This window comes from Nonomuraea aridisoli, assembly GCF_003236395.1.
GTDB lineage: Bacteria > Actinomycetota > Actinomycetes > Streptosporangiales > Streptosporangiaceae > Nonomuraea > Nonomuraea aridisoli.
The window spans coordinates 1-25,370 of sequence record NZ_POUD01000053.1; the positions used below are offsets into that span (position 1 = coordinate 1).

General features: G+C 72.9%; 21 protein-coding genes. 5 read left to right on the top strand and 16 right to left on the bottom strand.

What is annotated here, in order from left to right:
* Positions 1 to 120: 120 nt before the first annotated feature.
* From C1J01_RS15160 to C1J01_RS15190, 7 genes are read right to left on the bottom strand one after another with little or no spacing between them, the layout of a single operon-like run.
* A complete protein-coding gene (locus C1J01_RS15160; RefSeq protein ID WP_111179604.1) occupies positions 121 to 528 on the bottom strand; it encodes a hypothetical protein in 408 nt (135 codons plus the stop codon).
* Between the two features lie 58 nt (positions 529 to 586).
* Positions 587 to 1,933 carry a dihydroorotase gene (locus C1J01_RS15165; RefSeq protein ID WP_111179605.1) on the bottom strand — a complete coding sequence of 449 codons (1,347 nt, stop codon included), beginning with the start codon at positions 1,931 to 1,933 and terminating at the stop codon, positions 587 to 589.
* Positions 1,930 to 3,414: an aldehyde dehydrogenase gene (locus tag C1J01_RS15170; RefSeq protein ID WP_111179606.1), complete on the bottom strand. Its 1,485-nt coding sequence runs from the start codon at positions 3,412 to 3,414 to the stop codon at positions 1,930 to 1,932. The genes C1J01_RS15165 and C1J01_RS15170 overlap by 4 nt, the downstream gene beginning before the upstream one ends.
* Complete coding sequence (locus tag C1J01_RS15175) at positions 3,407 to 4,369, bottom strand: amidohydrolase family protein (protein WP_181448758.1); 963 nt, start codon at positions 4,367 to 4,369, stop codon at positions 3,407 to 3,409. Before C1J01_RS15175 ends, C1J01_RS15170 begins: the two co-directional genes overlap by 8 nt.
* Positions 4,366 to 4,977, bottom strand: coding sequence for a cysteine hydrolase family protein (locus C1J01_RS15180; protein WP_111179608.1), 612 nt, complete (start codon positions 4,975 to 4,977; stop codon positions 4,366 to 4,368). The genes C1J01_RS15175 and C1J01_RS15180 overlap by 4 nt, the downstream gene beginning before the upstream one ends.
* Positions 4,974 to 6,221, bottom strand: a complete 1,248-nt coding sequence (locus C1J01_RS15185; RefSeq protein ID WP_111179609.1) for an alpha/beta hydrolase family protein — start codon at positions 6,219 to 6,221, stop codon at positions 4,974 to 4,976. Before C1J01_RS15185 ends, C1J01_RS15180 begins: the two co-directional genes overlap by 4 nt.
* The gene (locus C1J01_RS15190) at positions 6,221 to 7,432 is read right to left on the bottom strand and encodes an MFS transporter (protein ID WP_181448759.1); all 1,212 of its coding nucleotides are present in this window, start codon (positions 7,430 to 7,432) and stop codon (positions 6,221 to 6,223) included. Before C1J01_RS15190 ends, C1J01_RS15185 begins: the two co-directional genes overlap by 1 nt.
* A gap of 153 nt (positions 7,433 to 7,585) precedes the next feature.
* Here C1J01_RS15190 and C1J01_RS15195 point away from each other — a divergent pair, with 153 nt between their 5' ends.
* From C1J01_RS15195 to C1J01_RS15205, 3 genes are all read left to right on the top strand, one after another.
* A complete protein-coding gene (locus tag C1J01_RS15195) occupies positions 7,586 to 8,605 on the top strand; it encodes an asparaginase (RefSeq protein WP_111179611.1) in 1,020 nt (339 codons plus the stop codon).
* A 10-nt stretch (positions 8,606 to 8,615) separates the two neighbouring features.
* Positions 8,616 to 9,290, top strand: coding sequence for a GntR family transcriptional regulator (locus tag C1J01_RS15200; RefSeq protein ID WP_111179612.1), 675 nt, complete (start codon positions 8,616 to 8,618; stop codon positions 9,288 to 9,290).
* 113 nt (positions 9,291 to 9,403) lie between these two features.
* Positions 9,404 to 9,826, top strand: coding sequence for a Fur family transcriptional regulator (locus C1J01_RS15205; RefSeq protein ID WP_111179613.1), 423 nt, complete (start codon positions 9,404 to 9,406; stop codon positions 9,824 to 9,826).
* Positions 9,827 to 9,878: 52 nt separating this feature from the next.
* Here C1J01_RS15205 and katG read toward each other — a convergent pair whose 3' ends face one another.
* The 8 genes from katG to C1J01_RS15245 all read right to left on the bottom strand — a co-directional run bounded on the left by katG (position 9,879) and on the right by C1J01_RS15245 (position 19,605).
* Positions 9,879 to 12,110, bottom strand: a complete 2,232-nt coding sequence (katG, locus tag C1J01_RS15210) for a catalase/peroxidase HPI (protein ID WP_111179614.1) — start codon at positions 12,108 to 12,110, stop codon at positions 9,879 to 9,881.
* Between the two features lie 32 nt (positions 12,111 to 12,142).
* Positions 12,143 to 12,547 carry a Fur family transcriptional regulator gene (locus C1J01_RS15215; RefSeq protein WP_438943119.1) on the bottom strand — a complete coding sequence of 135 codons (405 nt, stop codon included), beginning with the start codon at positions 12,545 to 12,547 and terminating at the stop codon, positions 12,143 to 12,145.
* A 124-nt stretch (positions 12,548 to 12,671) separates the two neighbouring features.
* The gene (locus tag C1J01_RS15220) at positions 12,672 to 13,913 is read right to left on the bottom strand and encodes an NAD(P)/FAD-dependent oxidoreductase (protein WP_111179616.1); all 1,242 of its coding nucleotides are present in this window, start codon (positions 13,911 to 13,913) and stop codon (positions 12,672 to 12,674) included.
* 101 nt (positions 13,914 to 14,014) lie between these two features.
* On the bottom strand, positions 14,015 to 15,517 hold the full coding sequence (locus tag C1J01_RS15225; RefSeq protein WP_111179617.1) for a PucR family transcriptional regulator: 1,503 nt from the start codon (positions 15,515 to 15,517) through the stop codon (positions 14,015 to 14,017).
* A 53-nt stretch (positions 15,518 to 15,570) separates the two neighbouring features.
* A complete protein-coding gene (locus tag C1J01_RS15230; RefSeq protein WP_111179618.1) occupies positions 15,571 to 15,912 on the bottom strand; it encodes a TraR/DksA family transcriptional regulator in 342 nt (113 codons plus the stop codon).
* Between the two features lie 46 nt (positions 15,913 to 15,958).
* The gene (locus C1J01_RS15235) at positions 15,959 to 16,765 is read right to left on the bottom strand and encodes a rod shape-determining protein (RefSeq protein ID WP_111179619.1); all 807 of its coding nucleotides are present in this window, start codon (positions 16,763 to 16,765) and stop codon (positions 15,959 to 15,961) included.
* 142 nt (positions 16,766 to 16,907) lie between these two features.
* On the bottom strand, positions 16,908 to 17,279 hold the full coding sequence (locus tag C1J01_RS15240; protein ID WP_146615599.1) for a hypothetical protein: 372 nt from the start codon (positions 17,277 to 17,279) through the stop codon (positions 16,908 to 16,910).
* Between the two features lie 91 nt (positions 17,280 to 17,370).
* Positions 17,371 to 19,605: an ATP-binding cassette domain-containing protein gene (locus tag C1J01_RS15245; RefSeq protein ID WP_111179621.1), complete on the bottom strand. Its 2,235-nt coding sequence runs from the start codon at positions 19,603 to 19,605 to the stop codon at positions 17,371 to 17,373.
* 62 nt (positions 19,606 to 19,667) lie between these two features.
* On the opposite strand from C1J01_RS15245, the gene C1J01_RS15250 reads away from it, so the two are divergent.
* Positions 19,668 to 20,624: a helix-turn-helix transcriptional regulator gene (locus C1J01_RS15250; protein WP_111179622.1), complete on the top strand. Its 957-nt coding sequence runs from the start codon at positions 19,668 to 19,670 to the stop codon at positions 20,622 to 20,624.
* Positions 20,625 to 20,699: 75 nt separating this feature from the next.
* Positions 20,700 to 24,746 (top strand): discoidin domain-containing protein, encoded by a 4,047-nt coding sequence (locus C1J01_RS15255; RefSeq protein ID WP_111179623.1) that lies wholly within the window; start codon positions 20,700 to 20,702, stop codon positions 24,744 to 24,746.
* A 34-nt stretch (positions 24,747 to 24,780) separates the two neighbouring features.
* On the opposite strand, the gene C1J01_RS15260 is transcribed toward C1J01_RS15255, so the two are convergent.
* Positions 24,781 to 25,287 carry a DinB family protein gene (locus C1J01_RS15260; RefSeq protein ID WP_111179624.1) on the bottom strand — a complete coding sequence of 169 codons (507 nt, stop codon included), beginning with the start codon at positions 25,285 to 25,287 and terminating at the stop codon, positions 24,781 to 24,783.
* Between the last annotated feature and the right edge of the window lie 83 nt (positions 25,288 to 25,370).

Below are 25,370 nucleotides of genomic sequence, written 5' to 3' on the forward strand. Positions count from 1 at the left end.
CCCCGCACCCCTGATCCCGCACGGGTGGGCCTGAAGCCGCGTGACCTGCCTACCACGAGCGAGACCTTCCATGACCCACCGCCCCCTGACCCGACGCCCTGGCCCGTGGTCCTGGACTGATCATCCGCCGCGACGGAAGCGGGCCGCCGGCCACGCGGCCACCGGGTACGCGACCGCACCGCTGCACAGGAGCAGGCCGAGCCGGGTGAGGAACGACGACTCCGACGCGACCCACCAGATCACGACCAGCACGGGCACGGCCAGCAGGGCGACCGGCCAGGCCGGGCGCACCCCCACGAAGCGCAGCAGCGGCCAGGCCAGCACCACCGCGATCCAGCGCCCGACGTCCCAGACCAGTTCCGACGCCGCCGCCAGCCTGCCGAGACAGCCCGTGTAGTGACCGCAGTAGCGGTCCGCGGGATAGAGCGGCGCGATCACGAACGCCGCGACCACCAGGAGGGTCGCCAGCGCCATCCCCACCAGACCGGCGAAGACGAGCCGCTGGACGCCCTGCGTGGAATCACTCATGCCCGCATCGTGATGCCCCGCCGTACCAGGACGGGCACGGCTTGGCATCGGTCGATGATCAGGCGACGGCACCGGCGCCCGGCAGGAAGCGGCCGGAGCGGAGGTCCAAGGGCCGGCCGTTCTCGGCGACGAGGGTGCCGCGCAGGTAGGTGCGGACGACCCGTCCCGTGACCTCGCGCCCGTGGTACGGCGTCCAGCCCGCCTTGGAGATCACGTCCTCGTTCCGCAGCGTCCGGCGGGCCTGCGGGTCCACCAGGACCAGGTCGGCGTCCGCGCCCGCCGCCAGCCGGCCCTTGCGCGGCCACAACCCGTAGATCCTGGCGGGCCGCTCGGCGTAGACGGCGGCCACGTCCTCGTACGCCAGGTGCCCGCGGGCGGCGGCGTCCAGCAGCAGCGCCATGGTGCTGTCCAGGCCGGGCAGGCCGAAGTGCACGTTCCAGATGTCGCCGGCCCGCTTCTGCTCCAGCGTGGAGGGGGCGTGGTCGGTCGACATGTGGGTCAGCGTGCCCTCGCGCAGCAGCCGCCACATGTGCGCCTCGTCCTGTTCCGTCCTGGCCCGGGCCGGCGGGGTGAACTTGCGCAGCGCGCCCTCGCTCAGCGCCTCGTCCTCACGCAGCAGGAAGTACTGCGGGCACGACTCGGCGGACAGGTGCGCGCCGCGGGCACGTTCGGCGGCCACGTAGGAGGCGACCTCGGGGTGGCTGACGTGCGCGACGACGGCCCGCGCCCCCGCCCGGCGGACCAGCAGCGCGGCCACCGCGGCGGCCACCAGCTCGGCGTCGCGGTTGCGCCAGTCGATCAGGATGCCGCCGTCGTCGCGGCCCTCCTCGCGCAGCAGCCGTTCGGCGTGCTCGGTCAGCGACTCGTCCTCGCAGTGCATCAGGCTGACCCCGCCGATGCGCGCGGAGGCCGACAGATGCTCCTTCAGCGCCGCCGCGTCGTGGCCGGGCACGCCGTGCGTGGTGCAGGTGAACAGCTTGAAGAACGTCACGCCCGCCGCCCACAGTCCGGGCAGCTCGCCGGTCTCGCCCGGCCAGGCGTGCGCGGCCAGCCCGTAGTCGACCGACGACCGGCCTTCCAGGTAGCGCCGCTTGTCCTCCAGGTCGGCCGCCGTGCGCACCGGGCGGCCGTGGGCGTGCTCGACAATCGTGGTGACGCCGGAGGCCGCCGCGGCGGCGGTGCCGGTCGGGAAGTCCTCGCGCTCGGTGCTGCCGGGGTCCATCAGGTGGACGTGGGTGTCCACGCCGCCGGGCAGTACCAGCAGGCCGGCGGCGTCCACGACCTCCCTGGCGGCCGGACGGCCGGGGCCGACGCCGGCGACCACCCCGTCCTGGACGGCGACGTTCGCCCGCCGCCGGCCCTCGGGGGTCACCACGGTGCCGCCCTCGATGAGCAGGTCGATCATGAGTACCTGAGTTCCTCCGTGCCGGCGAACCAGTCGAAGGGCTGGTCCGCAGTGTTGACGATCGTGCTCTGGGCGCGGGTGTAGGAGCGGTAGGCGTCCAGGCCGTTCTCCGAGCCGATGCCGCTGTCCTTGGTGCCGCCCCACGGCGAGGCCGGGTCGATGCGGTGGTGGTCGTTGATCCAGACGATGCCGATGTCCAGCCGTTCGGTGACCCGCAGCGCGCGGGCCACGTCGCGGGTCCACACGGAGGCGGCCAGCCCGAACGGCGAGTCGTTCGCCTTGGCCACCGCGTCGTCCTCGTCGTCGAACGGCACGGCCACGACGACCGGGCCGAAGACCTCGTCGTACCAGATGTCGCAGTCGGGGGTGACGTCGGCGAGCACGGTCGGCTCGTAGAACCAGCCGGGGCCGTCGGGCGCGCGCCCGCCGCACAGGACCGTCGCGCCCTGGGCGCGGGCCTGGTCGACCGCCTCGGCGACCTTGGTCCGCTGCGCCTGCGAGACGAGCGGCCCGATCTGCGTCGCGAGGTCGAGCGGGTCGCCGAGGCGCAGCGCCCTGGTCCGCCCGGTGAGCGCGGTGACGATCTCGTCGTAGCGGTCGCGGTGCACCAGCAGCCGGGCGCCCTGCACGCACGTCTGCCCGGTGGCGATGAACGACGCGAACAGCGCGCCGGCCACCGCCCGCTCCAGGTCGGCGTCGGGGAAGACGACGACCGGCGCCTTGCCGCCCAGCTCGGCGGTGACCGGGATCAGCGCCCGGCCGGCGTTCGCGGCGACGACCCGGCCGGTCTCCGTGCCGCCGGTGATGTCCAATTTCTGCAGGCCGGAGTGCTCCGACAACGCGCGCCCGGTGGTCGCGCCGAGGCCCGTCACCACGTTGACCACGCCCGCGGGCACACCCGCCTCCTCCAGCAGCACCACGAGCTCGCGCGGCACGACCGGCCCCAGCTCGCTCGGCTTGATCACCAGCGAGTTGCCCGCGGCGAGCGCGGCCGAGAGCTTCTTCATGGTGATGAGCAGCGGGTGGTTCCACGGCGTGATCAGGCCGGCCACGCCGAGCGGGTGGCGGCGCACCACGTTCAGGTAGCCGGGGCCGAAGTCGGGCACGCTGCCCTCGGTGGTCTGCGCGACCGCGCCGAAGTACTCCAGCCACTCCGGCAGCCGGGCGAGCTGCGCCCGCATCTCCCGGAGCGGGCGGCCGACCTGGAGGGTCTCCAGCCGGGCGTAGTCGGCGACGCGCTCGGCGAGCAGCTCCGCCGCCCGGTTCAGCACGCGGGCGCGGCGCCGGGCCGGCATGCCGCGCCAGCGCCCGTCCTCGAACGCCCGCCGCGCGGCGGTCACCGCGTCGTCCACGTCGGCGGGGGTGGCGTGCGCGACCTCGTACAGCAGGTCGCCGGTGGCGGGGTTGCGCACCTCGAACGTGCCGCCGTCGGCCGCCTGGCGGTCCTCGCCGCCGACGCGCAGCGGCACCAGGTCACTCATCGGACTCCTCCTTCAGCGCGTAGAGCCGTTCGGCGTTGCGGTGGGCGACGTCGGGGTCTGCCACCTCCAGCGGGCCGCCGCCCATGTCGAACGGCATGTCGGTGCCGTACATGACGCGGTCCGCGCCCACCAGGTCGATCAGCCAGCCGGTCGCGGCGCTGCTGTGGGTCAGCGTGTCGTAGTGGAAGCGCCGCAGGTACGCGCTGGGCAGCTCACGGCAGCCCTGGGTCTCGGGCCTGACCCGCCGCCCGTGGTCCAGCCGCCCGATCTGGTACGGCAGATGCCCGCCGCCGTGCACCAGCACCAGGTCGAGCTCGGGCAGCGCGTCGAGCGTGCCGGAGAAGATCAGCCGGGACGCGCACAGCGCCGTCTGCCACGGGTTGCCCTGCAGGTTCGTCAGGTAGAAGTCGTCCAGCCCCGGCGTGGAGCCGACGTAGTAGGGGTGGATGGTCAGCGGCAGCCGCAGCTCCTGGGCGGCGGCGAGCACCGGCCGCAGCGCGGCGTCGTCGAGCGGCGTGCCCTCGACGTGCGGGCCGATCTGCGCGCCGCGCAGGCCCAGGGTCGCGCAGCGGCGCAGCTCGGCCACGGCGGCGGCGGGGTCGCTCATCGGCAGCGTGGCCAGGCCGGCGAATCGCTCGGGCGCCTGCGCGACCATGCCGGCCACGGCGTCGTTGACCGCGCGCGCCGCGTCCACTCCTTCGTCGCTCCAGTAGAGGAACAGCGGCGGCGCCGGCGACAGGACGGCCAGGTCGACGCCCATGGCGTCCATGTCGGCCAGGCGCGCCTCGACGTCGTGGAAGGTCGGGGCCAGCGGGTAGCGGTAGCCCTGCCGGTGGACCACCCACTCCTGGCCGTCCACCCGTTCGGTGCGGATGCCGTCGGGCGCGTCGCCCGCCCGCGCCGCCTCGGCGAGGGCGGGCGGGAAGACGTGCGCGTGGACGTCGATCGTTCTCACAGTGCCGCGAGCACCTCCTCGGTCGTGGCGACCCAGCCGAACGCCTGGCGGATCACCCGCAGCGCGGCGTCGTGCAGGGCCGGGTCCATCGTGTCGACGCACTCCTCGACCACCACCGGCGCGTAGTCGCGGGTGTTGGCCGCGACGGTGGTCGCCAGCACGCAGCTGTTGGTGTTGACCCCGGTGAGCAGCAGCGTCCTCGCGCCGAGGGCGCGCAGCGCGTGGTCGAGGTCGGTGGCCGCGAAGCAGTCGTAGCGTTTCTTGGTGTCGACCACCAGGTCGTGGTCGGGGTCGTACACCTCGGGCATCAGCCCCAGGGCGGGCACCTGGTGGCGCAGCACGTTCGCCCGGGTGGCGTCGGTGCCGGCCACGGCCGCCCACCACGGGTTCGTGGCGATCTCCGCCACCGACCGGTAGGAGGTGACGACGTGCACGACCGGCACGCCCCGGCTCCTGACCTCGGCCAGCAGCCGGGCGTTGGCCTTGGTGACCCGCTCGGCGGTGTCGGCGGGCAGCGGCATCGTCGCCACCTCGGGGTCGAGGTGGCCGCGGTGCAGGTCGATGGTGACGACGGCGGTGGTGCCGCGCTCGATCGCGGGCAGGCTCATCGTGCGCTCTCCTTCGGGTGCGGGCGGCGCTCGATCCGGCCGGTGGGCAGCACGTAGTCGACGTAGTCCTCGGCCGGCAGATCCTTGGTCCGGTCGAGCAGCCAGTCGGCGGCGTACGTCACCCAGTTCGGCCCGAGCGCCACCGACGGGGTGGGCAGTGACAACGCGTGCCGGCCCTGCTGGTAGACCAGCATCGGCGCGGGCGCGGGCGAGAGGCGGGCCAGGTCGTAGCTGTGCTCCATGGGCGACAGCTCGTCCTCGTCACCCGCGACGACCAGCCACGGCACGCTCATCCGGGGCATCAGCGGGCGCAGGTCGATCTCCTGCGCCATCCGGTCGAACGCCTCCTCGTCGTACTCCAGCCCCGACATCCACATGTAGCGGGCCTTGAAGCTGGGCGAGGCCATCTCGAAGATCATGTGGCCGCCGGGCTCGTGGCACACCAGCCCGACCGCCGCTCCCTTCAGCCCCGGTTGCGTCGCGGCGATCTGCGACATCCAGTACGACCCGAACGACAATCCGAACCCGACGATCCGGTCGTCGTCCACCTCGGCCCGGTCACGGCACCACGCCATGATCCGCTCGCCGGCCTCGATCCACGCGGTGGGCGTGAACTTCACCCCGCGGATGGGCGCCTCGCCCTGCCCCGGCCCGTCGAAGGCCAGCACGGCGAAGCCGCGCTGCAGGAACTTGTCGCCGTAGAGGTTGACGTTGAGCTCCTTGGCGGCGTCCATGCCGCCGCAGGAGATGACCGTGGGCAGCGGGCCGCCGTCGTATCCGGGCGGCAGGTGGAACCAGGCCGGGATGTACGACTCGCCGAACGGGATCTCGACCCGCTCCACCCGGTGGTCGGCGAGCCGGCCGTAGGCGGCGTAGCAGGCGTTCTTGCGGTCGTCCAGCTCGACGAGGAACGGGGTGTCCTCCCAGATCGGCCACTCGGCGGTGGCGTAGAGCAGCGCCGCGTGGAAGTAGTGCTCGCGGGCGGTGACGTCGCGGCCGTCGCGCTCGGCCTCCTCGGCGAGGCGCTGCCGCCGTTCGGCCAGCTCGGTGAAGACCGGCGTCATGTCGGCGAACTTGTGGATGCGCGACTGCGCCACCTGGAAGTCGGCGGTCGCGTCCACCCCCATCGGCCGCAGTGTGTACGCCACCCGCGGCTGGTCCCATTCGAGACCGTCGGTGCGCAGGATCGAGTCGATCAGCCAGCGCTGCTCGTGCCAGCGCTTCGGCCCGGACTTCTTGACCATCAGTGAACCTCCACCCTGCGGGCGTTGCTGAACTTGGAGACGTCGACGAAGAGCAGCGCGACGACGCCGGCGAGCGGGAGCACGGCGAGCTGCCAGAGCCCGGCGCCGCCCCAGCCGGTCGACTCGACCAGCGCCGAGAACAGGTACCCGGCGATGGCCGCCGGGATGTAGAAGCTGGCGACGTACATACCGGAGGCGCGGCCGATCAGGGCCGGCCGGACCGCGCGCTGCATGGACGAGTAGATGTTGACGAAGAGGAAGCCGCTGGCGATGGCGCCCTCGGCGAACGACAGGAAGATCTGCCAGCCGGCGGTGGTGGGCCCGTTGAACAGCAGCCAGCCGACCACCGATCCGGCGAGCAGCGAGACGATCATGACGTTGCGCTGGTTGAGCCGGTCGCCGAGCCAGCCGGCGGGCAGGCCGACCAGGGCGCCGATGCCGAACATGCTGACCGCGAGCCCCGCGTCAGCGGTCGACAGGCCGAGCTCCTCCTGCAGATAGGTCGGGTAGAGGCCGAGGTAGCCGTACATCGCCAGGCCGACGACGACGGCCGTCACCGCGAGCAGCAGCAGGTTCTTGTTGAACAGCGCGGCCGGCACGTGGTCGTAGCTGCGCGGCGTCTCCTCCCGGGCGCCGTCGCGCTGCTCGGTGAACTTCTTCGAGATGCCGACCAGAATGATCAGCACGAAGCCGAAGCCGATGCCCCCGTAGACCCAGAACGGCGTGCGCCACTCGTCGGTGGCGGTCGTCATGTGCGCCCCGAAGAGCGGGCCGAAGAAGCTGCCGACGCCGTAGGCGAAGTTGAGCGCGCCGAGGGCGAGGGCACGGTTGGCGAAGAAGTAGGCGCCGACGGCGGAGAAGAGGGCGGCGTTCTGCATGGCCTCGCCGACGCCGGAGAGCGCGCGGTAGGCGAACATGTCGAAGAAGCTCACCGACGCCGCGGTCAGCACGGTGAACGCCGAGTAGATGACGATCCCGAGCAGCATGACCGCCTTGCGGGACAGCCGGTCGAGCAGGTAGCCGGTCGGGAGGCCGGCGATGCCGATGCCCAGGGTGAAGATCGTGGCCAGCAGCCCGCCCTGGCCGAGGGTGAAGCCGAACTCCTCGCGGATGTGGGGCACCAGGACGGAGAAGACCTGCCGGTCCATGGCGTTGACGACGTACGACCCGGCCAGCACGACGAGGCTGATCAGCGCGACGGTCGTGGTCAACCGCGCGCTTCCCGGCTGTTCCAGTCGAGGTCTCCGGGCTTGTGTTTCGGACATGTTTCGGTTCCGCCCTTCCTGGAAACGCCCCCCGTCTGTAATGATGCTGCATCCTATAAAATGCATGATGCACGACGTCAAGATGGAGGAACCCGGCAAATGAGCAGACCCCCCGTGGCGCTCGCCTCTCTCGGCGGCACGATCACGATGACCGGCAACGGCTCCGGCGGGGTCCGGCCCTCACTCACCGCCGCCGACCTGGTCTCGGCGGTCCCGGGGCTCGCAGAGGCCGCCGACCTGGCCGTGACCACACTGGCCACCGCGCCGGGGGCCTCGCTCGGCGCCGCCGACATGCGCCGCTGCCTGGCCTGGGCGGGCGACGCCGTACGGGCCGGGGCGGCGGGGGCCGTCGTCGTGCAGGGCACCGACACCATCGAGGAGACGGCGTACTTCCTGGACCTGCACTGGGACCGGGAGGAGCCGCTGGTCGTGACCGGCGCGATGCGCAACCCGACGGCGCCGGGCCCCGACGGCCCGGCCAACCTCTACGCCGCCGTCACCACCGCCGCCGACCCGGCCTCGCGCGGGCTCGGCGCGCTCGTCGTGCTGAACGACACCGTGCACGCCGCCTGCCGGGTCCGCAAGATCCACACCAGCGCCGTGCAGGCGTTCGCCTCGCCGGGCTTCGGCGCGCTCGGCCACCTCTTCGAGGGCGGCGTCCACTACGGCAACCCGGTGCCCCGGCATCCGGCGCTGCCGCTGCCGCCGGAGGATCGGCCGCGGCCGCGCGTGGCCATGGTGGAGACCTGCTTCGACGACGACGGCGCCCTGCTCGCCCACGCCACCGCCGAGTACGACGGCGTCGTGCTGGCCGGGTTCGGCGTCGGCCACGTGCCGGCCGCGCTCGCCGAGACCGTCTCGGCCGCGCGCGTCCCCGTGGTGCTGGCCAGCCGCACCGGTGCGGGGAGCACGGCCTGCCGGACGTACGGTTTCCCCGGGTCCGAGCGCGACCTCATCGCGCGCGGGGCGATCCCCGCCGGGTTCCTCGACGCGCGCAAGTCACGCATCCTGCTCGGCTCGCTGCTCGCGCTCGGCGTTCCGCGGGAGCGGCTGCGGGCGGAGTTCGCGGCGCGCGGAGCGGGGGCGCCAGGCTCTACAGTCGGATGCGAATCCGGATAGAGGAGGAAGAGTGGCGCTTGGCAGGTTCGCGACAGCCAACCGGTCGCGCACCGCGCACGAGTACGTCCTGACCACGCTGCGCTCGGCGATCCTCGGCGGCACGCTCAAGGGCGGCACCCGGCTGGTGCAGGCCGAGCTGGCAGCCGAGCTGGGCGTCAGCACGACTCCCGTCCGCGAGGCGCTGCGCGACCTCGCCACCGAGGGCCTGGTCGTCATGGACCCGCACAAGGGCGCCGTGGTGCGACCGCTCGACATCGCCGAAGTGCGTGAGATCTACGAGCTGCGCATGACGCTGGAGCCGCTCATGGTGCGGCGGATGATCGCCTCCGTCGGCGACGCCCAGCTCGCCGAGGCCGAGCAGCTCCAGCAGGCCATGGAGACTGAGACCGACCTCGGGGCGTGGGTCGACCTCAACCGCCGCTTCCACGCGATCTTCAGCGAGTTGGAGGACGGCAGCCGGCTGGCGGGCATCCTGGCCGGGCTGCGCGACAGCGCCGCGCCGTACGTCAGCCTCTCCCTGGAGGCGCGCCCGTTGCAGGTGCCGGAGGCCAACGCCGAGCACAAGCAGCTGATCGTGCTCTACCGCGACGGCGACGAGGCCGCGATCCTCGATCTGACGCTGCAACACCTGGCCTCCACGCTCGCGGCCATCGAGCAGGCCCACGACGCCGGGCTGATCGGCTGACGGCTCCCGCGGTTTGACGGTGCCCGCGCGCGGTAGGCGTTACCCGTCCACTGGTGATTTTGGGATATTTATTGTCCTGACCGTTCGCGTTCGACGAAGGCAGGTGCCGTGCCATGACCGCATCCCCGACCATCGCCGAGGAGTTGCGCGGCGCCGGCCTTCGGGTGACGGCCGCCCGGGTCGCGCTGCTGGAGACCGTCCGCGACGGTGACCACCTCGACGCCGAGACGATCGCCTCCGGCGTGCGCGACCGCGTGGGCCACGTCTCGCTCCAGGCCGTCTACGAGGCCCTGCACGCGCTCACCGCGGCCGGCCTCGTGCGCCGCATCGAACCGGCCGGCAGCCCCGCCCGCTACGAGCGCCGCGTCGGCGACAACCACCACCACCTGGTGTGCCGCGCGTGCGGGGCGGTCAAGGACGTCGACTGCGCCGTCGGGCAGCCGGGCTGCCTGGAGCCGGTCGACGACGGCGGCTACCTGGTCGACGAGGCCGACGTCACGTTCTGGGGCCTGTGCCCGCAGTGCCGCCGCAAATGAGACGTCCGGGCCGGCGTCGGCCGGCCCGGACGCTCACATGATCAGACCGTGATCAGACCAGGTCGAACCGGTCGAGGTTCATGACCTTGACCCACGCGTCGACGAAGTCCTTCACGAACTTCTCCTTGGCGTCGTCGCTGGCGTAGACCTCGGCGAGCGCGCGCAGCTCGGAGTTCGACCCGAAGACCAGGTCGGCCCGGGTGCCGGTCCACTTCACCTCACCGGTGGAGGCGTCGCGGGCCTCGAACGTGGTCGAGTCCGGCGACGTCGCCTTCCACTCGATGCCCAGGTCGAGCAGGTTGACGAAGAAGTCGTTCGTCAGCCGGCCGGGGGCCTCGGTGAGGACGCCGTGCGGGGACTGCTTGTAGTTCGCGCCCAGCACGCGCAGGCCGCCGACGAGCACCGTCATCTCGGGGGCGCTCAGGGTCAGCAGGTTGGCCCGGTCGAGCAGCAGGTACTCGGCCGGCAGGCGGTGGCCCTTGCCGACGTAGTTGCGGAAGCCGTCGGAGGTCGGCTCCAGCGCCGCGAACGACTCGACGTCCGTCTCGTCCTGCGCGGCGTCCACCCGGCCCGGCGTGAACGGCACCGCGACGGAGTAACCGGCGTCCTTGGCGGCCTGCTCGACCGCCGCGCTGCCCGCCAGCACGATCAGGTCGGCCAGCGAGACCTGCTTGCCGCCGGTCTGGGCGGCGTTGAAGGACTGCTGGATGCCCTCAAGGGTGCGCAGCACCGTGCGGAGCTGGTCGGGGTCGTTGACCTCCCAGCCGTTCTGCGGCTCCAGGCGGATGCGGGCGCCGTTGGCGCCGCCGCGCTTGTCGCTGCCGCGGAACGTCGAGGCCGACGCCCACGCCGTCGAGACGAGCTGCGACACCGTCAGGCCCGAGGCCAGGATCTGGGCCTTGAGCGCGGCGATGTCGTCGGCGTCGATGAGCTCGTAGGTCCGCTCGGGCAGCGGGTCCTGCCACAGCAGCACCTCGCTCGGGACCTCCGGGCCGAGGTAGCGCACGACCGGGCCCATGTCGCGGTGGGTCAGCTTGAACCACGCGCGCGCGAAGGCGTCGGCGAACTCCTCCGGGTTGTCCTTGAAGCGCCGGGAGATCTGGTCGTAGATCGGGTCCATGCGCAGCGCGAGGTCGGTCGTGAGCATCGTCGGGGCGTGGCTCTTCGACGGGTCGTGCGCGTCGGGCACGGTGCCGGCGCCGGCGCCGTCCTTCGGCGTCCACTGCCACGCGCCCGCGGGGCTCTTGGTGAGCTCCCACTCGTAGGCGTAGAGGTTCTCGAAGAAGCCGTTGCTCCACCGGGTCGGGGTGGAGGTCCAGATGCCCTCCAGACCGCTGGTGATCGTGTCGCCGCCCTTGCCGGTGCCGAAGCTGTTGCGCCAGCCGAAGCCCTGCTGCTCGATCGGGGCGGCCTCGGGGTCGGGGCCGACGTGGTCCGACGGGCCCGCGCCGTGGGTCTTGCCGAACGTGTGACCGCCCGCGATCAGGGCGACCGTCTCCTCGTCGTTCATCGCCATCCGGCGGAACGTCTCGCGGATGTCGCGGGCCGCGGCCAGCGGGTCCGGGGTGCCGTTCGGGCCCTCGGGGTTGACGTAGATGAGGCCCATCTGGACCGCGGCGAGCGGGTTCTCCAGCTCCCGGTCACCGCTGTAGCGCTGGTCGCCCAGCCAGGTGGTCTCGGGGCCCCAGTAGACGTCCTCCTCCGACTCCCAGACGTCCTCACGGCCGCCGGCGTAGCCGAAGGTCTTGAAGCCCATCGTCTCCAGGGCGACGTTGCCGGCCAGGATCATCAGGTCGGCCCACGAGATGTTCTTGCCGTACTTCTTCTTGACCGGCCAGAGCAGGCGGCGGGCCTTGTCCAGGTTGCCGTTGTCGGGCCAGCTGTTGAGCGGCGCGAACCGCTGCTGCCCGGCCCCCGCGCCACCGCGCCCGTCACTGATCCGGTACGTGCCCGCGCTGTGCCACGCCATCCGGATCATGAACGGGCCGTAGTGGCCGAAGTCCGCCGGCCACCAGTCCTGCGAGGTCGTCATGACCTCCGCGAGGTCCCGCTTCACGGCCGCGAGGTCGAGGCTCTTGAACGCCTCGGCGTAGTCGAAGTCCTCGCCGAACGGGTTCGCCACGGCCGGGTTCTTGGCGAGGATCTTCAGGTTGAGCCGTTCCGGCCACCACTGACGGTTTCCTCCGCCCTGCGTCGGGTGCAGCGCGCGCCCGTGCGCGACCGGGCAGCCGCCTGCCTCCTCCGGCTTCGGGTCTGTGACGATCGCCTCATGGTTCTCGGACATGGAATCCTTCCGTATTCAGGGGTTCACGCAGCTCAGGCACTGCTGGTGGTGGAACAGTCGGAGCACAGGCCCCAGTAGACGACCTCGGCCTCGTCGATGGTGAAACCGTGGTCGTCGGACGCGGTCAGGCAGGGCGCGTGGCCGACCGCGCAGTCGACGTCGGCGACCACACCGCACGACCGGCACACGACGTGGTGGTGGTTGTCGCCGACACGCGACTCGTAGCGAGCCACCGAGCCGGAGGGCTGTATGCGCCGCACCAGGCCCGCGGCCGTCAGTGTGTGCAACGAGTCGTACACGGCCTGGTGCGACACCTCGGGCAGCTCGCGGCGCACCTCACGGATGATCGAGTCCGTGTCGGCGTGCGGCAGTGCGTGCACCGCACCCAGCACCGCCACCCGAGGACGGGTCACCCGTAAGGCGGCCCCGCGCAACATCTGCTGGTAGTCCGAGGTCGTGGCCACGGCCCAAAGACTGTCCCACTTTCTGGAACCAGTCAAGATACGACCGCCGAACGACGTGTGACGTGTTCGGTGTGACTGTTCCGCCCCGAAGGAAGGGTCAGCGCAGCGGGTCGAAGTCCCGCAGTTCGGCGGGCTGCTTGCCGGTGGTGATCTGCTCGGCGAGCAGCCGCCCGGTGGCCGGGCCGTGGGCCAGGCCCCACATGCCGTGCCCGCCGGCCACGTAGATCCCGGGCGCCTTCGTCGCGCCGACCAGCGGCCGCCCGTCGGGAGTGACGGGCCGGGGGCCGACCCACGCGTCGGTGCGCTCGTCCCAGCGCACGCCGTCCAGCAGCGGGCGGGCGGAGGCGATGACGGCCTCCATCCGGGCCGGGACGAGCGGGTCGTCCGGGCCGCGGAACTCCATGGTGCCCGCCACGCGCAGCCCGCCCTGGTACGGCGTGCACGCGACCCGCACGTCCGGCAGGTAGATCGGGCCGGGCACGGGCCGGTCGACCGGCACGGTGAAGGAGTAGCCGCGCCCCGCGCGCACCTGGGTCCGCACACCCCACCGGCGGGCCAGCCGCGGCAGCCACGCCCCGGTGGCCAGCACCACGGCGTCGGCGGACAGGGTGGTGCCCTTGCGGGAGAGCACGATGACCTTCTTGCCGTCGGTGCGCACGTCGTCCACCTCGAAGGCGTAGACGGTGGCGCCGCGGGACATGACGGCCCTGCCCAGGGCGTGGACGAAGCCGCCCGGGTCGACGTAGCGCTGGCCGTCGATCCGCACGCCCGTCCGCAGCGCGCCGGAGGCGAGCGGCACGTGCTCGGCCAGCCGGTCCAGCACGGTGTGCTCGACGTGCTGCCCGGCCTCGGCCAGCCGGCGCAGCTCGCGCAGCAGGCCCTCGGCCTGGCGCGGCGTGCGGAAGGCCGCCGTGATCGGCGCCTGCTCGACCGGCGCGGCCACGCCGCTCGCGGCGAGCACCTCGTACGCCTCGACGCTGTCCTCGTTGAGCGGCAGGTTGGCGCGGACGGCGCGGGTCCACGACGGCCAGCGGCAGTTGGCGGCGAAGCGCGCGAGGAACGCCCACAACCCCGGGTCGAGGCTCGCCGGCACGTGCAGCGGCGCGGACGGGCTCAGCAGCGAGCGCAGCCCGTACCGCAGGACGGAGGGCTCGTTCAGCGGGATGGCCAGCCCGGGGGCGATCCATCCGGCGTTGCCCCAGGACGCGCCCGCCGCCACGCCGCCGCGGTCGACCACGTCGACCTTGACCCCGCGCTCCTGCAGGAACCACGCGGTGGACAGCCCCACGATGCCCGCGCCGACCACGACCACCGATCGCGGCCACTCACCGATGCCCATGCCCGACCTCCTGAATACGACATTCCATGCCAGGATGGCCCGCTCGGCGTCACAAGCCGCTGTACGCATCCGACAATCGCCGCGCCGATCTTGTACGCCCGCTACACCTCGTACGCCGCCAGCGTGATGATCATGGCCAGGCGTTTGCGGGCGTCGTCCAGGTCCAGCGGGGTGACCTCGGCCATCTTGCGCATCCGGTTGCGGACGGTGTTGGGGTGCACGCCGAGCCGTTCGGCGGCCACGGTCAGGTCGCCCTGGGCCTCCAGCCAGGCACGCAGCGTGGGCACGAAGTGGGTGGCGTGGCGGGCGTCGTGCCGGCGCAGCTCGCTGACCGGGCTGCGCGCTGGGGTCCGGCCCGTCCGGGCGGCCGCGCGCAACCGCCGCAGCAGGACGTCGTCCCACGACTCGTCGTAGGCGGGCGGCACGGCGCGCGGCCCGGCCTCGTGCAGGGCGAGACACTCGTCGGCCTCCTGCCGCCCGGCCGGCAGCTCGGCCGTCGCGGCGGGGGCGCTGATCCCCGCCGTGATCCCCACGTGCGGCGGCAGCCCGGCCCGCAGGCCCGCCACCCAGTCGCGCGCCGTGTCCGCCTGCTCGGCGGGCAGGATCGTGTAGAGCGTGGTGCCCAGCAGGGCACTGCGTCCCGGCCTGGACCAGCCGAAGCCGTCGGTGGCCCGCTCGAAGGTCAGCAGCAGGGCGGCCTGCTCGTCGGCGTGGGCGCGGACGGCGACCACGCGCATGGTGCTCGGGGCCAGCCCGAGCTGGCTGAGCACCGTCGCGGCGTCCGGCGTGCCCTCCAGCAGGCGGACGACCAGGTCCGACTCCACCTGCCGCTCCAGGTCGGCGCTCGCCCGCGAGCGCAGCAGGTGCAGCGCCACCGTACGGGCGCCGTCGGCCAGCGCGCCCAGCCGTGCCCCGGTCAGCGGGCGGTCGCAGGTCACCCAGACGGAGCCGAGCAGCTCACGGCCCGCGCGCACCGCCACCGCCATCCGCCCGGTCAGGCCGTTGCCGGGGTCCGGCTCGACGAACACCGGCTCGTCGCTCGCCTCCAGCCGGGCGAACACCCCGCGCGCCCGGAACAACTCGTGCAGCCGGTCGGGCACCTGCCGGACGAGGATGGTCTCCAGCCGGGCCGGGTCGCCGGCCTGCTGCGAACGGGAGTAGGCCAGCACCCGCGACAGCCCGTCCTCGATGGTCACCGCACCGCCGATCAGGTCGGCCAGGGCGTCGGCCAGCGCGAACAGGTCCGTCGGGCCCCGCCCGGCCGCCGTCTCCCGCCCTTCCAGCACCAGCCCGTAGACCACGCCCGCCAGCTGGCTCCACGACACCGACGGGTCGGCGAGCAGCACGGCCGGGCCCTGGTCGTCGAGGGCCGCGGGGGCCCGCCCGCGCACGACGACCACGGCGGCCCGCGCGGCCACGGCCCACCGCACCGCCTCGGCCACAGAGGAGGCCCCGACGGCGAGCAGCACGTCGCCCGTGACCCGGTCGTCGCCGGGATCGGGCATGGCGACGCTGCGCAGCCGTACCGAGCGGGTCTCCGGCCGGCCGCACAGGCGTACGCCGTACCCGCCGAGCACGTTGACCAGCCGATCCAATGTGATCATGAACAGCTCCCGTGAAAGGGGGAGCCCGGCCCCGGGCTCCCCCGCGAACTCCGCTAGGCGGCTTCGGCGTGGCGCTGGCAGCCGATGCAGTAGCGGGCCAGCGGCCGGATCTTCAGCCGCTCGAACGGGATGCCGGCCTCGCAGCGGGCGCAGCGCCCGTACGTGCCCGTCTCGATCCGCTCCAGCGCCTGGGTCAGCTCGGCGATGGCGCGGTCGGCGGCGGTGAGCGTGACGAGCAGTTCCTGCCAGGTGTCGTCGGCCCCGCTGCCGTCCTCCGCCTCGGCCCGCAGGCCGAGCACGTGACGGCTGCGGCGCTCCAGCTGCTCCTGAAGGTCCTGCCGCAGGGCCTGCAGCTGCACGCTGCTGAGGTGGGAGGTGCCCCTGGTCTCGGTCATGGTGAAACGTCCTTTCTGGAAGGGATGAAGACGCTGACGTGGCAGCTCAGCGGCCGAGGGCGATGCGGGCCGCCGGGTTCGGCAGCAGGCACAGCCGCATCAGGCCGCGGATGGTGGCGTACTGCGGCTCCTGCGCCGCTTCGACCCGCACGCGCAGCGCGGCGTGCAGGCGGCGCAGCAGCTCCGCCTGCCGGGCGCCGCCGCCGGTGACGACCAGCCCGCGCGCCCGCACGGCCGGGCGCAGGTTCTCGGGCAGCCGGCGCACGAGCCCGGCGGTCATCTCGACGACGCCCTCCAGCGCGTACGGCGGCAGCCCCGCGCGGGTGGTGACCTCCAGCTGGAGCGCGGCGGCGTCGGCGATCACGCCGTCGCGGATGGCGGCGGCCTCGACGACGCCGGCGCCCACGTCCAGCAGCAGGCAGGGCGCGGTGACGTCCAGGCCGGCGCCGACGGCCGCGGCCAGCGGCTCGTCCACCAGCGTCACCGCGCACCCGGCGGCCTCGGACACCGCGGCGCGCACCGCCCGGCGGTCGCTGCGGGTCGCCGCGACCGGCACGCCGGCCAGCACGCGTTCGAGCGCCCGCCCGCCGGCCACCCCGGTGTCGCGCAGCGCCAGGCGCACCAGCCGCAGGCAGGCCGCCGGGTCGGCGACCATGCCATGGCGGAGGGGACGCACCTGGTCCGTTCCGCCGACCGCCGAGGGCCGCTCCACGATGGCGTTCCCGTCGGACGACAACGAGCGGGTGCGGGCGGTCCCGAGGTCGAGCGCCACCAGCCCGCCGGGCAGCACGGCCGCGTGCGGCGGGGAGGCGGCGGCGAACTGGTCGTACAGCACTGATCTGATATCGGCCATGATCGGCTCCTAGCTCGCGCCGGTGAGAGCGGGCCGCCCCTTTCTCGGCAGGGGCGCCCGCGGCGACGTCCACGGCCGTGGGCACACACGGCCAGGCCTCACGGCACGCAGGCCGGAGGCGTCGCGGAGGTGAAGGCGTCGGCTAGGCGAGCGGCGGGCTGCGGGAACCCGCCGTGCGGTGCCCGAGTTGCTGGGGATCGCGGATCGCGTCGGTGTCGGCGCCCGGGGAGGGCAGCAGCGCCAGATGGGCGTGCTCACCCTGCCGGTGCGGTGGCGGCCACAACGACAACACGTGGTGCTCACGGACGCTGGTGGCCTGCGGCGGCAGGCTCGTCAATCCCGCGTCGGACGCGCCCGGGGTCCACGCCGGGCTCGAAGAGGTGCCCCCGGGGTGGGCCGGAGCCGCGCCGTTCCACACCGGAGTGAGGCCGAACAGGAGCAGGGACAGCACAACGAGGCCCATCACGCCGGTGAACGCGATGGACCCTCGTGGTGCTCTCCACGACCCCGCCATAGGCCCGACCATAACCCAGACCTAGAGAAAAGGCATGCCTGCCCGTTTCCGGCGCGCGCCCCCTGGTCGTCAGCTGGTCGTCAGCTGGTCGTCAGCGCCAGAGGGCTCGGGCCGTCGGGGTGCCCCGGTCCGCCGTGTACGCGGCGACGGGGCCTTCGTACAGGATCGTCCCGCCGTGTCTGCCCGGTCCCGGGCCCAGGTCGACGAGCCAGTCGGCATGGCGCACGACGTCGAGGTCGTGTTCGATCACCACGACGGTGTGCCCCTGCTCGACCAGCGTGTCCAGCACGTGGAGCAGGGTGCCGATGTCGCTCGGGTGCAGGCCCGTGGTGGGCTCGTCCAGCAGGTACGTGGCGGGCCCTTCGTTGTCGCGCAGCTCCTTGGCGATCTTCAGGCGCTGGCACTCGCCACCCGACAGCGTGGTGAGCGACTGGCCGAGCCGCAGATAGCCGAGCCCGACCTGCGACAGGTGACGCAGCGCCGCGGCGATGCCCTGATCGGGCAGCCGGTGCCTGGCCTCGTCCACGGACAGCGCGTCGATGTCGGCGATGGACAGGCCCTCGACGGTGTACGCGAGCACCTCGGGCGTGAAGCGGCGCCCCTGACAGGCTTCGCAGACGACCTCCTGGCCGTCCATGAACGCCAGGTCGGTGTGGACGACGCCGAGCCCGTCGCACTCCGGGCAGGCCCCCTCGGAGTTCGCGCTGAACAGCGCGGCCGGGACGCCGTTGCGCCGGGCGAACAACTTCCTGACGGCCGGGGCGATGCCGGTGTAGGTGACAGGCGTGGACCGGCGGTTGGTGCTGACCGGCCGCTGGTCGATGACGGTGACGTCGTGCTGCTCGACCAGCTCGGCGGCGAGGCTCGACTTCCCCGACCCGGCGACGCCGGTCAGGACGGTCATCACCCCGGTGGGCACGTCCACGGTGACGCGCCGCAGGTTGTTGCGGCTCGCCTCGGCGATCCTGATCGCCCCCTTGGCCGTGCGCGGGGTCCGGGCGGTGCTCCGGGGCCGGGCGAGCACGCGGCCGGTGCGGGTGCCGGCGCGCCGCAGCTCGTCGAAGCCGCCCTGGAAGACCAGCCGGCCCCCGTCGGCCCCGGCGCCGGGGCCGAGCTCGATGACCTGGTCGGCGACGGCCATCACGGCCGGGTCGTGCTCGACGACGAGCACGCTGTTGCCGCTGTCGCACAACCGCCGCAGCAGCCGGGTCACCGATTCGACGTCGGTGGCGTGCAGCCCGACCGTGGGCTCGTCGAACACGTAGATCATCTCGGTGAGGCTGGAGCCGAGCCGTTTCACGATCTTGACGCGCTGCGACTCGCCGCCCGACAACGTCGTGGTGGCCCGCGCCAGGGTGAGGTAGCCGAGCCCGATGGCGTCCATGGCGTCGAGCCTGCCGACCAGCGCGTCCACCACGGGGGCGACCTGCGGCGCGTCGACGGCCCGCACCAGCGCGGCGAGCTCGGCGACCTCCATGCGCGCCATCTCGCCGATCGTGCGCCCGAGCACGGTCGCGGAGCGGGAGCGCTCGTTGAGCCGGTCGCCATGGCAGTCCGGGCAGACCTGCGACCTGGTGAACCGGCGGATCGTCTCCTGCTTGCGCTCGGAGACGTTGTCGGAGGTGTGCAGGTAGATCCGGACGAACCGTTCGACGACGCCCTCGTAGTCCTTGGGCGGCCTGCGCCCCAGCCGTGCCGCCGCCTCGCCGCCGTGGAGCAGGGCGTCCCGTTCCTCCTGGCTCCACTCGCGCAGCGGCGTGTCGGGGCTGAAGGCGCCGATGTCGGCGTACTGGGCGTACCAGTAGCCTCCGTTGCCGAAGCCCGGCAGCAGGATCGCGCCCTGCTCGAGCGATTTGTCCAGGTCGAGGAACCTCTCCACGGCCGGGGCCACGACGTCGCCGAGCCCCGAGCACGTCGGGCACATCCCGGCCGGGTCGTTGAAGGAGAAGTGGTTCGACTCGCCCACGTGGGGCTCGCCGATCCGCGAGTACAGCAGCCGCAGGTACGTCCAGGCGTCGGTGACCGTGCCGACCGTGGAGCGGGCGTTGCCGCCGATGCGCCGCTGGTCGATCACCACCACCGGCGAGAGCCCCTCGATGTGCTCCACGTCGGGACGCGACCACTTCGGCAGCCGGTTCCTGACGAACGGCGGGAAGGTGTCGTTGAGCTGGTGACCCGCCTCCGCCGCGATCGTGTCGAAGACCAGCGACGACTTGCCCGACCCCGACAGGCCGGCGAACACCACGAGCCGGTTGCGGGGGATCTCCACGTCCAGGCCGCGGAGGTTGTTCGTACGGGCGCCCTTGATGCGGATGCTGCGGTTCATGCCCCCGAACGTACGACCAGATGTGGCCGGATCCTGACCGCATCTCGGCACATCATGGAGTCATGGCCGATGTCACCGAACGCATGCTCGCCCTGCTGTCCACCCTGCAGACGGGCCGGCCGTTCAGCGGGGAGGAGCTGGCCTCCCGGCTGGCGGTGAGCCCGCGGACCGTCCGCCGCGACGTCGAACGCCTGCGGGGCTACGGCTACCCCGTGGAGACCCAGCCCGGCCCCGGCGGCTACTACCGGCTGGTGGCGGGCCGGACGATGCCCCCGCTCGTGCTGGACGACGACGAGGCGATCGCGGCGCTGCTCGGCCTGGCCACGCTCGCCTCCGCGCGCTCCGACGAGGAGGGCACGCTCGACGACGCGGCCACCCGCGCGTACGGCAAGCTCGACCAGTTCCTCCCGGCGCGGCTGCGCCCGCGGGCCGCCGCGCTGCGCGCCAGCCTGGAGACCGACCGGCAGCGCGCGCCCAGCGTGAACCCGCGGGTGCTGGCCGGCCTCGCCGAGGCGATCGGCGCGCGGGAGGTCGTGTCGTTCGACTACACCGACCGGCGCGGCACCGCGCGCCGGCGGCGGGTGGAGCCGCACCGCCAGGTCCACCTGCGGCTGCGCTGGTACCTGCTGGGCTGGGACCTCGACCGCGACGACTGGCGGGTGTACCGCCTCGACCGCGTCGCCGGCCTCGTCCGGACGGGCGTCCGCCACTCGACGCGCACGCTGCCGGCCGACACCGCCCTCGCCTACCTCCGCCAGGGCCTGAACGCCGAGCGCCGCCGCGTGCGGCTCACCGTGCGGGCCGAGCCGGACGAGGTCGCCGACGCGCTGAAGTACCAGGACGCCCGGATCGAGCCGGTGGCCGACCGGGAGACCAGCGTCGAGGTCTGGCTCGACTCCTGGGAGTGGCTCGTGCTCAACCTCGCCTTCCTGGACGCCGACTTCACGATCACCGAGCCGGACGACGTGCGCGCGGCCTGCGCCGCCTTCGCCCGCCGCCTGCTCGCCGCATCCGAGTGACGTTCCCTCTTGCCATGATCGGGTCGAGTGCTGAACTATGACAACGTTGTCAGCAAGGATTGGACTCCGCACTCCATGTCGCATCAGCTCTCACGCCGGTCGGTCATCGCCTCCGGCGCGACCCTCCTCGCCGGGTTCGGCCTGGGCATCACCCCTTCCCCGGCCCGGGCGGCCGGCCGCACCCACGGTCGGGAAGAACTGGCCGTCCACCGCCCGATCACCGTGTCGTCCACCGACTACGCGCCGACACCCGGCGCGTTCGCGGTGGACGGGATCAGCACCGTCGGCGTACGGGGCACCGGCTGGCGGGCCGCCGCCGGCGACCCTCAGTGGATCTCCGTGGACCTCCAGGGCGAATGCGAGATCACGGCCCTGCGCCTGGTCTTCGAGGCCACGCTGGACGACCCCGTCTTCGTCCCGTCGACGAGCGGCAACCCGCGCGACAGCACGACCGGCCAGGAGATCCTGTCGAGCTGCGCCGTCGACTTCGTCATCGAGACCTCCCTCGACAACCGCGCATGGACCGCCGTGTACCGCACGAGCTCCGGCACCGGCGGCGTCATGGAGATCGGCCTGGAGCGGCCCGCCGTCGCCCGCTGGGTGCGGATGACCGTGCACAAGCGCTCCAACGCCAACCCCCTGGGCCTCAACGGCCTCCAGGTGTACGGCACCGCCAAGGGCCACCGCCCGGCGGTCACCGGCTGGACCGACTGGGGAACCCACCGGCACAAGGCGCCGAGACTGGAGGTCGCCGCCGACGGGACAGTGCCGCTGGAGTCCGGCTGGACGCTCACCATGGACGACTGGGCCGGCGGCGACGGAGCCGCCCTGTCGCGGCCGGGGGTGGACACCGGCTCCTGGCTGCCCGCCGTCGTACCCGGCACCGTCCTGGGCGCTCTGGTCGAGCAGGGACATCTGCCCGACCCGGTCCGGGGCTTCAACAACCTGCGCGTCCCCGAGGCGTTGTCGCGTCACTCGTGGTGGTACCGGCGCGGCTTCGACCTGCCGCGCGGCCTGCGGACCGGGCCGGGACGCCGCGTCTGGCTGGAGTTCGCCGGGATCAACCACAAGGCGGACATCTGGCTCAACGGGCGGCAGGTGGGCGAGCTGACCTACCCCTTCGCCCGCTCGGCCCACGACGTCACGGACCTGCTGACCGGCGAGGGCGAGCAGGTGCTGGCGGTGCGGATCTCGCCGATGCCCTTCCCCGGCAGCCCCGGCGACAAGGGCCCCGAGGGGCTGGCCTTCGTGGACGCCGGCGCGACCATGATGAACCGCAACTCGCCGACGTACCTCGCCGCCTCCGGCTGGGACTGGATGCCGGCGGTCCGCGACCGCGCCTCCGGCATCTGGAACCACGTACGGCTGCGCTCCACCGGTGACGCCGTCATCGGCGATCCCTGGGTGGACAGCAGACTGCCCGACCTGCCGGACACCGGCCGTGCCGACGTGACGATCGTGGTCCCGGTGCGCAACGCCGCCGCCGAGGAACGGCAGGTCACCGTCGAGGCGGCGTTCGGCGGCGTACGCGTCTCCCAGACGGTCGCCGTGCCCGCGGGCGGGACGGCCGACGTCACGTTCGCCCCCGACGCCTACGACCGGCTGCGCCTGCGCGACCCCCAGCTGTGGTGGCCCAACGGGTACGGCGAGCCGGCCCTGCACGACCTCACGCTGGTGGCCTCGGTCGACGGCCGGGAGAGCGACCGGCGCACCACCCGCTTCGGCATCCGCCAGTTCGGCTACGAGCACCACGTGCCGCTGCCCTTCGGCGGCGGCACCGACTCGTACACGCAGCAGGTGGACCTCGGCCCGCAGCGGGCCCGGTACGTCCGCGTCAGGTGCCTGACCCGCGCCACCTCCTGGGGCAACTCCCTGTGGAGCCTGTCGGTGCTCGGCAGCGCCGCACCCGGGACCGACCTGGCCCTGCACCGGCCCGCCACCGCGTCCTCCGTGGACGACCCGGGCAACCGGCCGGAGAACGTCACCGACGGCGACCCGGGCACCCGCTGGTCCTCCGAATTTGCCGACGACCAGTGGATCCGGGTGGACCTCGGCTCGGCCGTCGCGTTCGACCGGATCGACCTTACCTGGGAGCAGGCGTACGCCCGGACCTACGTGGTGCAGGTGTCCGACGACGACGCGACGTGGCGGGACGTCAAGGCGGTCGACAACTCCGCCGTGCCGCTGCCCTTCAACCGGGGCGACGCGAGCCTGCAGACCGTGGACTTCCCCGCCCGCACCGCCCGCTTCGTCCGCCTCAGCTGCGGCGCGCGGGCGACGAGCTGGGGCAACTCGTTGTGGTCCCTCTCCGTGATCGACAGCGCCGCCCCTTCGACCGACCTGGCCCTGCGCAAGACCGCCACCGCCTCGACGGAGGAGTCGTCCCACCCGGCCGCCCACGCGACCGACGGCGACCCCGGCACCCGCTGGGGCTCGGCCTACGAGGACGACCAGTGGATCCAGGTGGACCTGGGCTCCCCCGTCTCCTTCGACCGGGTGGCCGTCGTCTGGGAGTCGGCGTACCCGAAGACGTACACGATCCAGGTGTCCGACGACGGCGACGCCTGGACGGACGTGAAGTCCGTCGACAACACCCCGGAGCCGCTGAAGATCAGCGTCAACGGCGTGCGCGTCTTCGCCCGCGGCGGCAACTGGGGATGGGACGAGCTGCTGCGCCGGATGCCCGCCGACCGCATGGACGCGGCGGTGCGCATGCATCGCGACATGAACTTCACCATGATCCGCAACTGGGTCGGCAGCAGCACCCGCGAGGAGTTCTACGCCGCCTGCGACGAGCACGGCCTGCTGGTGTGGAACGACTTCCCGAACGCCTGGGCGATGGACCCGCCGGACCACCAGGCGTTCAACGACCTGGCGAAGGACACCGTCCGGCGCTACCGCATCCACCCGAGCGTGGTGGTCTGGTGCGGCGCGAACGAGGGCAACCCGCCCGCCGCCATCGACGCCGGCATGCGCGACGCCGTCGAGTCGCAGGCCCCCGGCATCCTCTACCAGAACAACTCGGCCGGCGGCATCGTCAACGGCGGCGGCCCGTACGGCTGGGTCGAGCCGCGGCGCTACTACGCACCCACGACGTACGGCAGCCAGAGCTTCGGCTTCCACACCGAGATCGGCATGCCGGTGGTCTCCACGGCCGAGAGCATGCGCGAGCTCGCCGGCGACGAGCCGGAGTGGCCGATCGGCGGCGTCTGGTACTACCACGACTGGAGCACGAGGGGGAACCAGGCGCCGCAGAACTACCAGGCCGCCATCGAGACCCGCCTCGGACCCGCCGCCGACCTCGACGACTTCGCGCGCAAGGCGCAGTTCGTCAACTACGAGAACGGCCGCGCCATGTTCGAGGCGTGGAACGCCCACCTGTGGGAGGACGCCACGGGGCTGATGCTCTGGATGTCCCATCCCGCCTGGCACAGCACGGTCTGGCAGACCTACGACTACGACTTCGACGTCAACGGCATGTACCACGGGGTTCGCGCCGCGTGCGAGCCCGTCCACGTGCAGGCCGGGCTCGACGACTGGCGGGTGGTCGCCGTCAACCACACCGCCCGGGCGCTCAAGGGCGTGACGGTGACGGCGCGCGTCTTCGACCTGCTCGGACGGCCGCTCGGCCCGGCCCGGCGGACGTCGGTGGACGTCGCCCCCTCCGCGACGGCCGAGGCGTTCACCGCCGGCTGGACGGATGACCTGCCCGACGTCCACCTCCTCCGCCTGACCCTGGAGGACGGCAGGGGCGAGCCGCTGTCCAGGAACGACTACTGGCGTTACCGGGAGCCCGCCGACCTGCGGGCGCTCAACGACCTCCAGCGGACCGCGCTCTCCGTCGAGGCGGGCAAGGTGACCAGGTCGGGGACGCGGCACACGCTCACCGCAAAGCTCCGCAACCGTGGCCAGGCGGTCGCCGCGATGGTCCGCCTGTCGCTGCTGGACGCCAGGACCGGCGAGCGCGTCCTGCCGACGCTGTACAGCGACAACTACGTCTGGCTGCTGCCGGGCGAGTCGCGCGCCTTCACTCTTTCCTGGCCGGCGGACGCCCTGCCCTCCGGCAGACCGGTCGTCCGTGTGGACGGCTACAACGTCCCCCGCACCGAGGCACGCCCGTGAACCAGGCCCGGGGCCGTTCCCGGCCCCGGGCCCGCTACAGCCCGGTCGCGCCGTCGGTGAGCTCGCGCAGGATGTCGGCGTGCCCGGCGTGCTGCGCCGTCTCCTCGATCATGTGGGCGTAGATCCACCGCAGCGACACCTCACCGAGCCGCTTGGACGGCACCGTGTCGTCGAGCGCGAACCCCGCCGCGATCCGCCGGCTCTCCTGGCACACTCGCTCGTACTCGGCGACGAGACCGTCGAGGGTGTCGTCCGGGCCCGGCTCCCAGCTCTCGTCGTCGCCTCGCGAGTTGCCGGGGATGTCGGCGGGATCGCGCTGGGCCAGCTGCCGGTGGAACCAGTTCCGCTCCACCGCGGTCAGGTGCTTGACCAGCCCCGCCAGCGTGGTCTTCGAGGGCACGATGCGCCGGCGCGCGGCCTCCTCCGGGACCCCGGCGACCTTCGCGACGATCTGCCTGCGCTGACAGTCGAGGAACGCCTCCAGGACATCGCGTTCCGTGCCCGTGCTGACGAGCTCCTCCGGCCATAAGGGCGTGGACATGGTGGCACCTCTCGTGTCGTTTCGCCAGGCATAGATGATCACCGAAAGGATGCCCGGATGACACCCCCCGGTTACGGTCCCGG

Coding starts and splice junctions, on each gene's coding strand:
- katG (WP_111179614.1), bottom strand. CDS start 12,110: ATGTCCGAGAACCATGAGGCGATCGTCACAGACCCGAAGCCGGAGGAG.
- C1J01_RS15205 (WP_111179613.1), top strand. CDS start 9,404: ATGACCGCATCCCCGACCATCGCCGAGGAGTTGCGCGGCGCCGGCCTT.
- C1J01_RS15220 (WP_111179616.1), bottom strand. CDS start 13,913: ATGGGCATCGGTGAGTGGCCGCGATCGGTGGTCGTGGTCGGCGCGGGC.
- C1J01_RS15250 (WP_111179622.1), top strand. CDS start 19,668: ATGGCCGATGTCACCGAACGCATGCTCGCCCTGCTGTCCACCCTGCAG.
- C1J01_RS15170 (WP_111179606.1), bottom strand. CDS start 3,414: ATGAGTGACCTGGTGCCGCTGCGCGTCGGCGGCGAGGACCGCCAGGCG.
- C1J01_RS15240 (WP_146615599.1), bottom strand. CDS start 17,279: ATGGCGGGGTCGTGGAGAGCACCACGAGGGTCCATCGCGTTCACCGGC.
- C1J01_RS15230 (WP_111179618.1), bottom strand. CDS start 15,912: ATGACCGAGACCAGGGGCACCTCCCACCTCAGCAGCGTGCAGCTGCAG.
- C1J01_RS15215 (WP_438943119.1), bottom strand. CDS start 12,547: ATGTTGCGCGGGGCCGCCTTACGGGTGACCCGTCCTCGGGTGGCGGTG.
- C1J01_RS15225 (WP_111179617.1), bottom strand. CDS start 15,517: ATGATCACATTGGATCGGCTGGTCAACGTGCTCGGCGGGTACGGCGTA.
- C1J01_RS15195 (WP_111179611.1), top strand. CDS start 7,586: ATGAGCAGACCCCCCGTGGCGCTCGCCTCTCTCGGCGGCACGATCACG.
- C1J01_RS15160 (WP_111179604.1), bottom strand. CDS start 528: ATGAGTGATTCCACGCAGGGCGTCCAGCGGCTCGTCTTCGCCGGTCTG.
- C1J01_RS15235 (WP_111179619.1), bottom strand. CDS start 16,765: ATGGCCGATATCAGATCAGTGCTGTACGACCAGTTCGCCGCCGCCTCC.
- C1J01_RS15165 (WP_111179605.1), bottom strand. CDS start 1,933: ATGATCGACCTGCTCATCGAGGGCGGCACCGTGGTGACCCCCGAGGGC.
- C1J01_RS15255 (WP_111179623.1), top strand. CDS start 20,700: ATGTCGCATCAGCTCTCACGCCGGTCGGTCATCGCCTCCGGCGCGACC.
- C1J01_RS15245 (WP_111179621.1), bottom strand. CDS start 19,605: ATGAACCGCAGCATCCGCATCAAGGGCGCCCGTACGAACAACCTCCGC.
- C1J01_RS15180 (WP_111179608.1), bottom strand. CDS start 4,977: ATGAGCCTGCCCGCGATCGAGCGCGGCACCACCGCCGTCGTCACCATC.
- C1J01_RS15260 (WP_111179624.1), bottom strand. CDS start 25,287: ATGTCCACGCCCTTATGGCCGGAGGAGCTCGTCAGCACGGGCACGGAA.
- C1J01_RS15185 (WP_111179609.1), bottom strand. CDS start 6,221: ATGGTCAAGAAGTCCGGGCCGAAGCGCTGGCACGAGCAGCGCTGGCTG.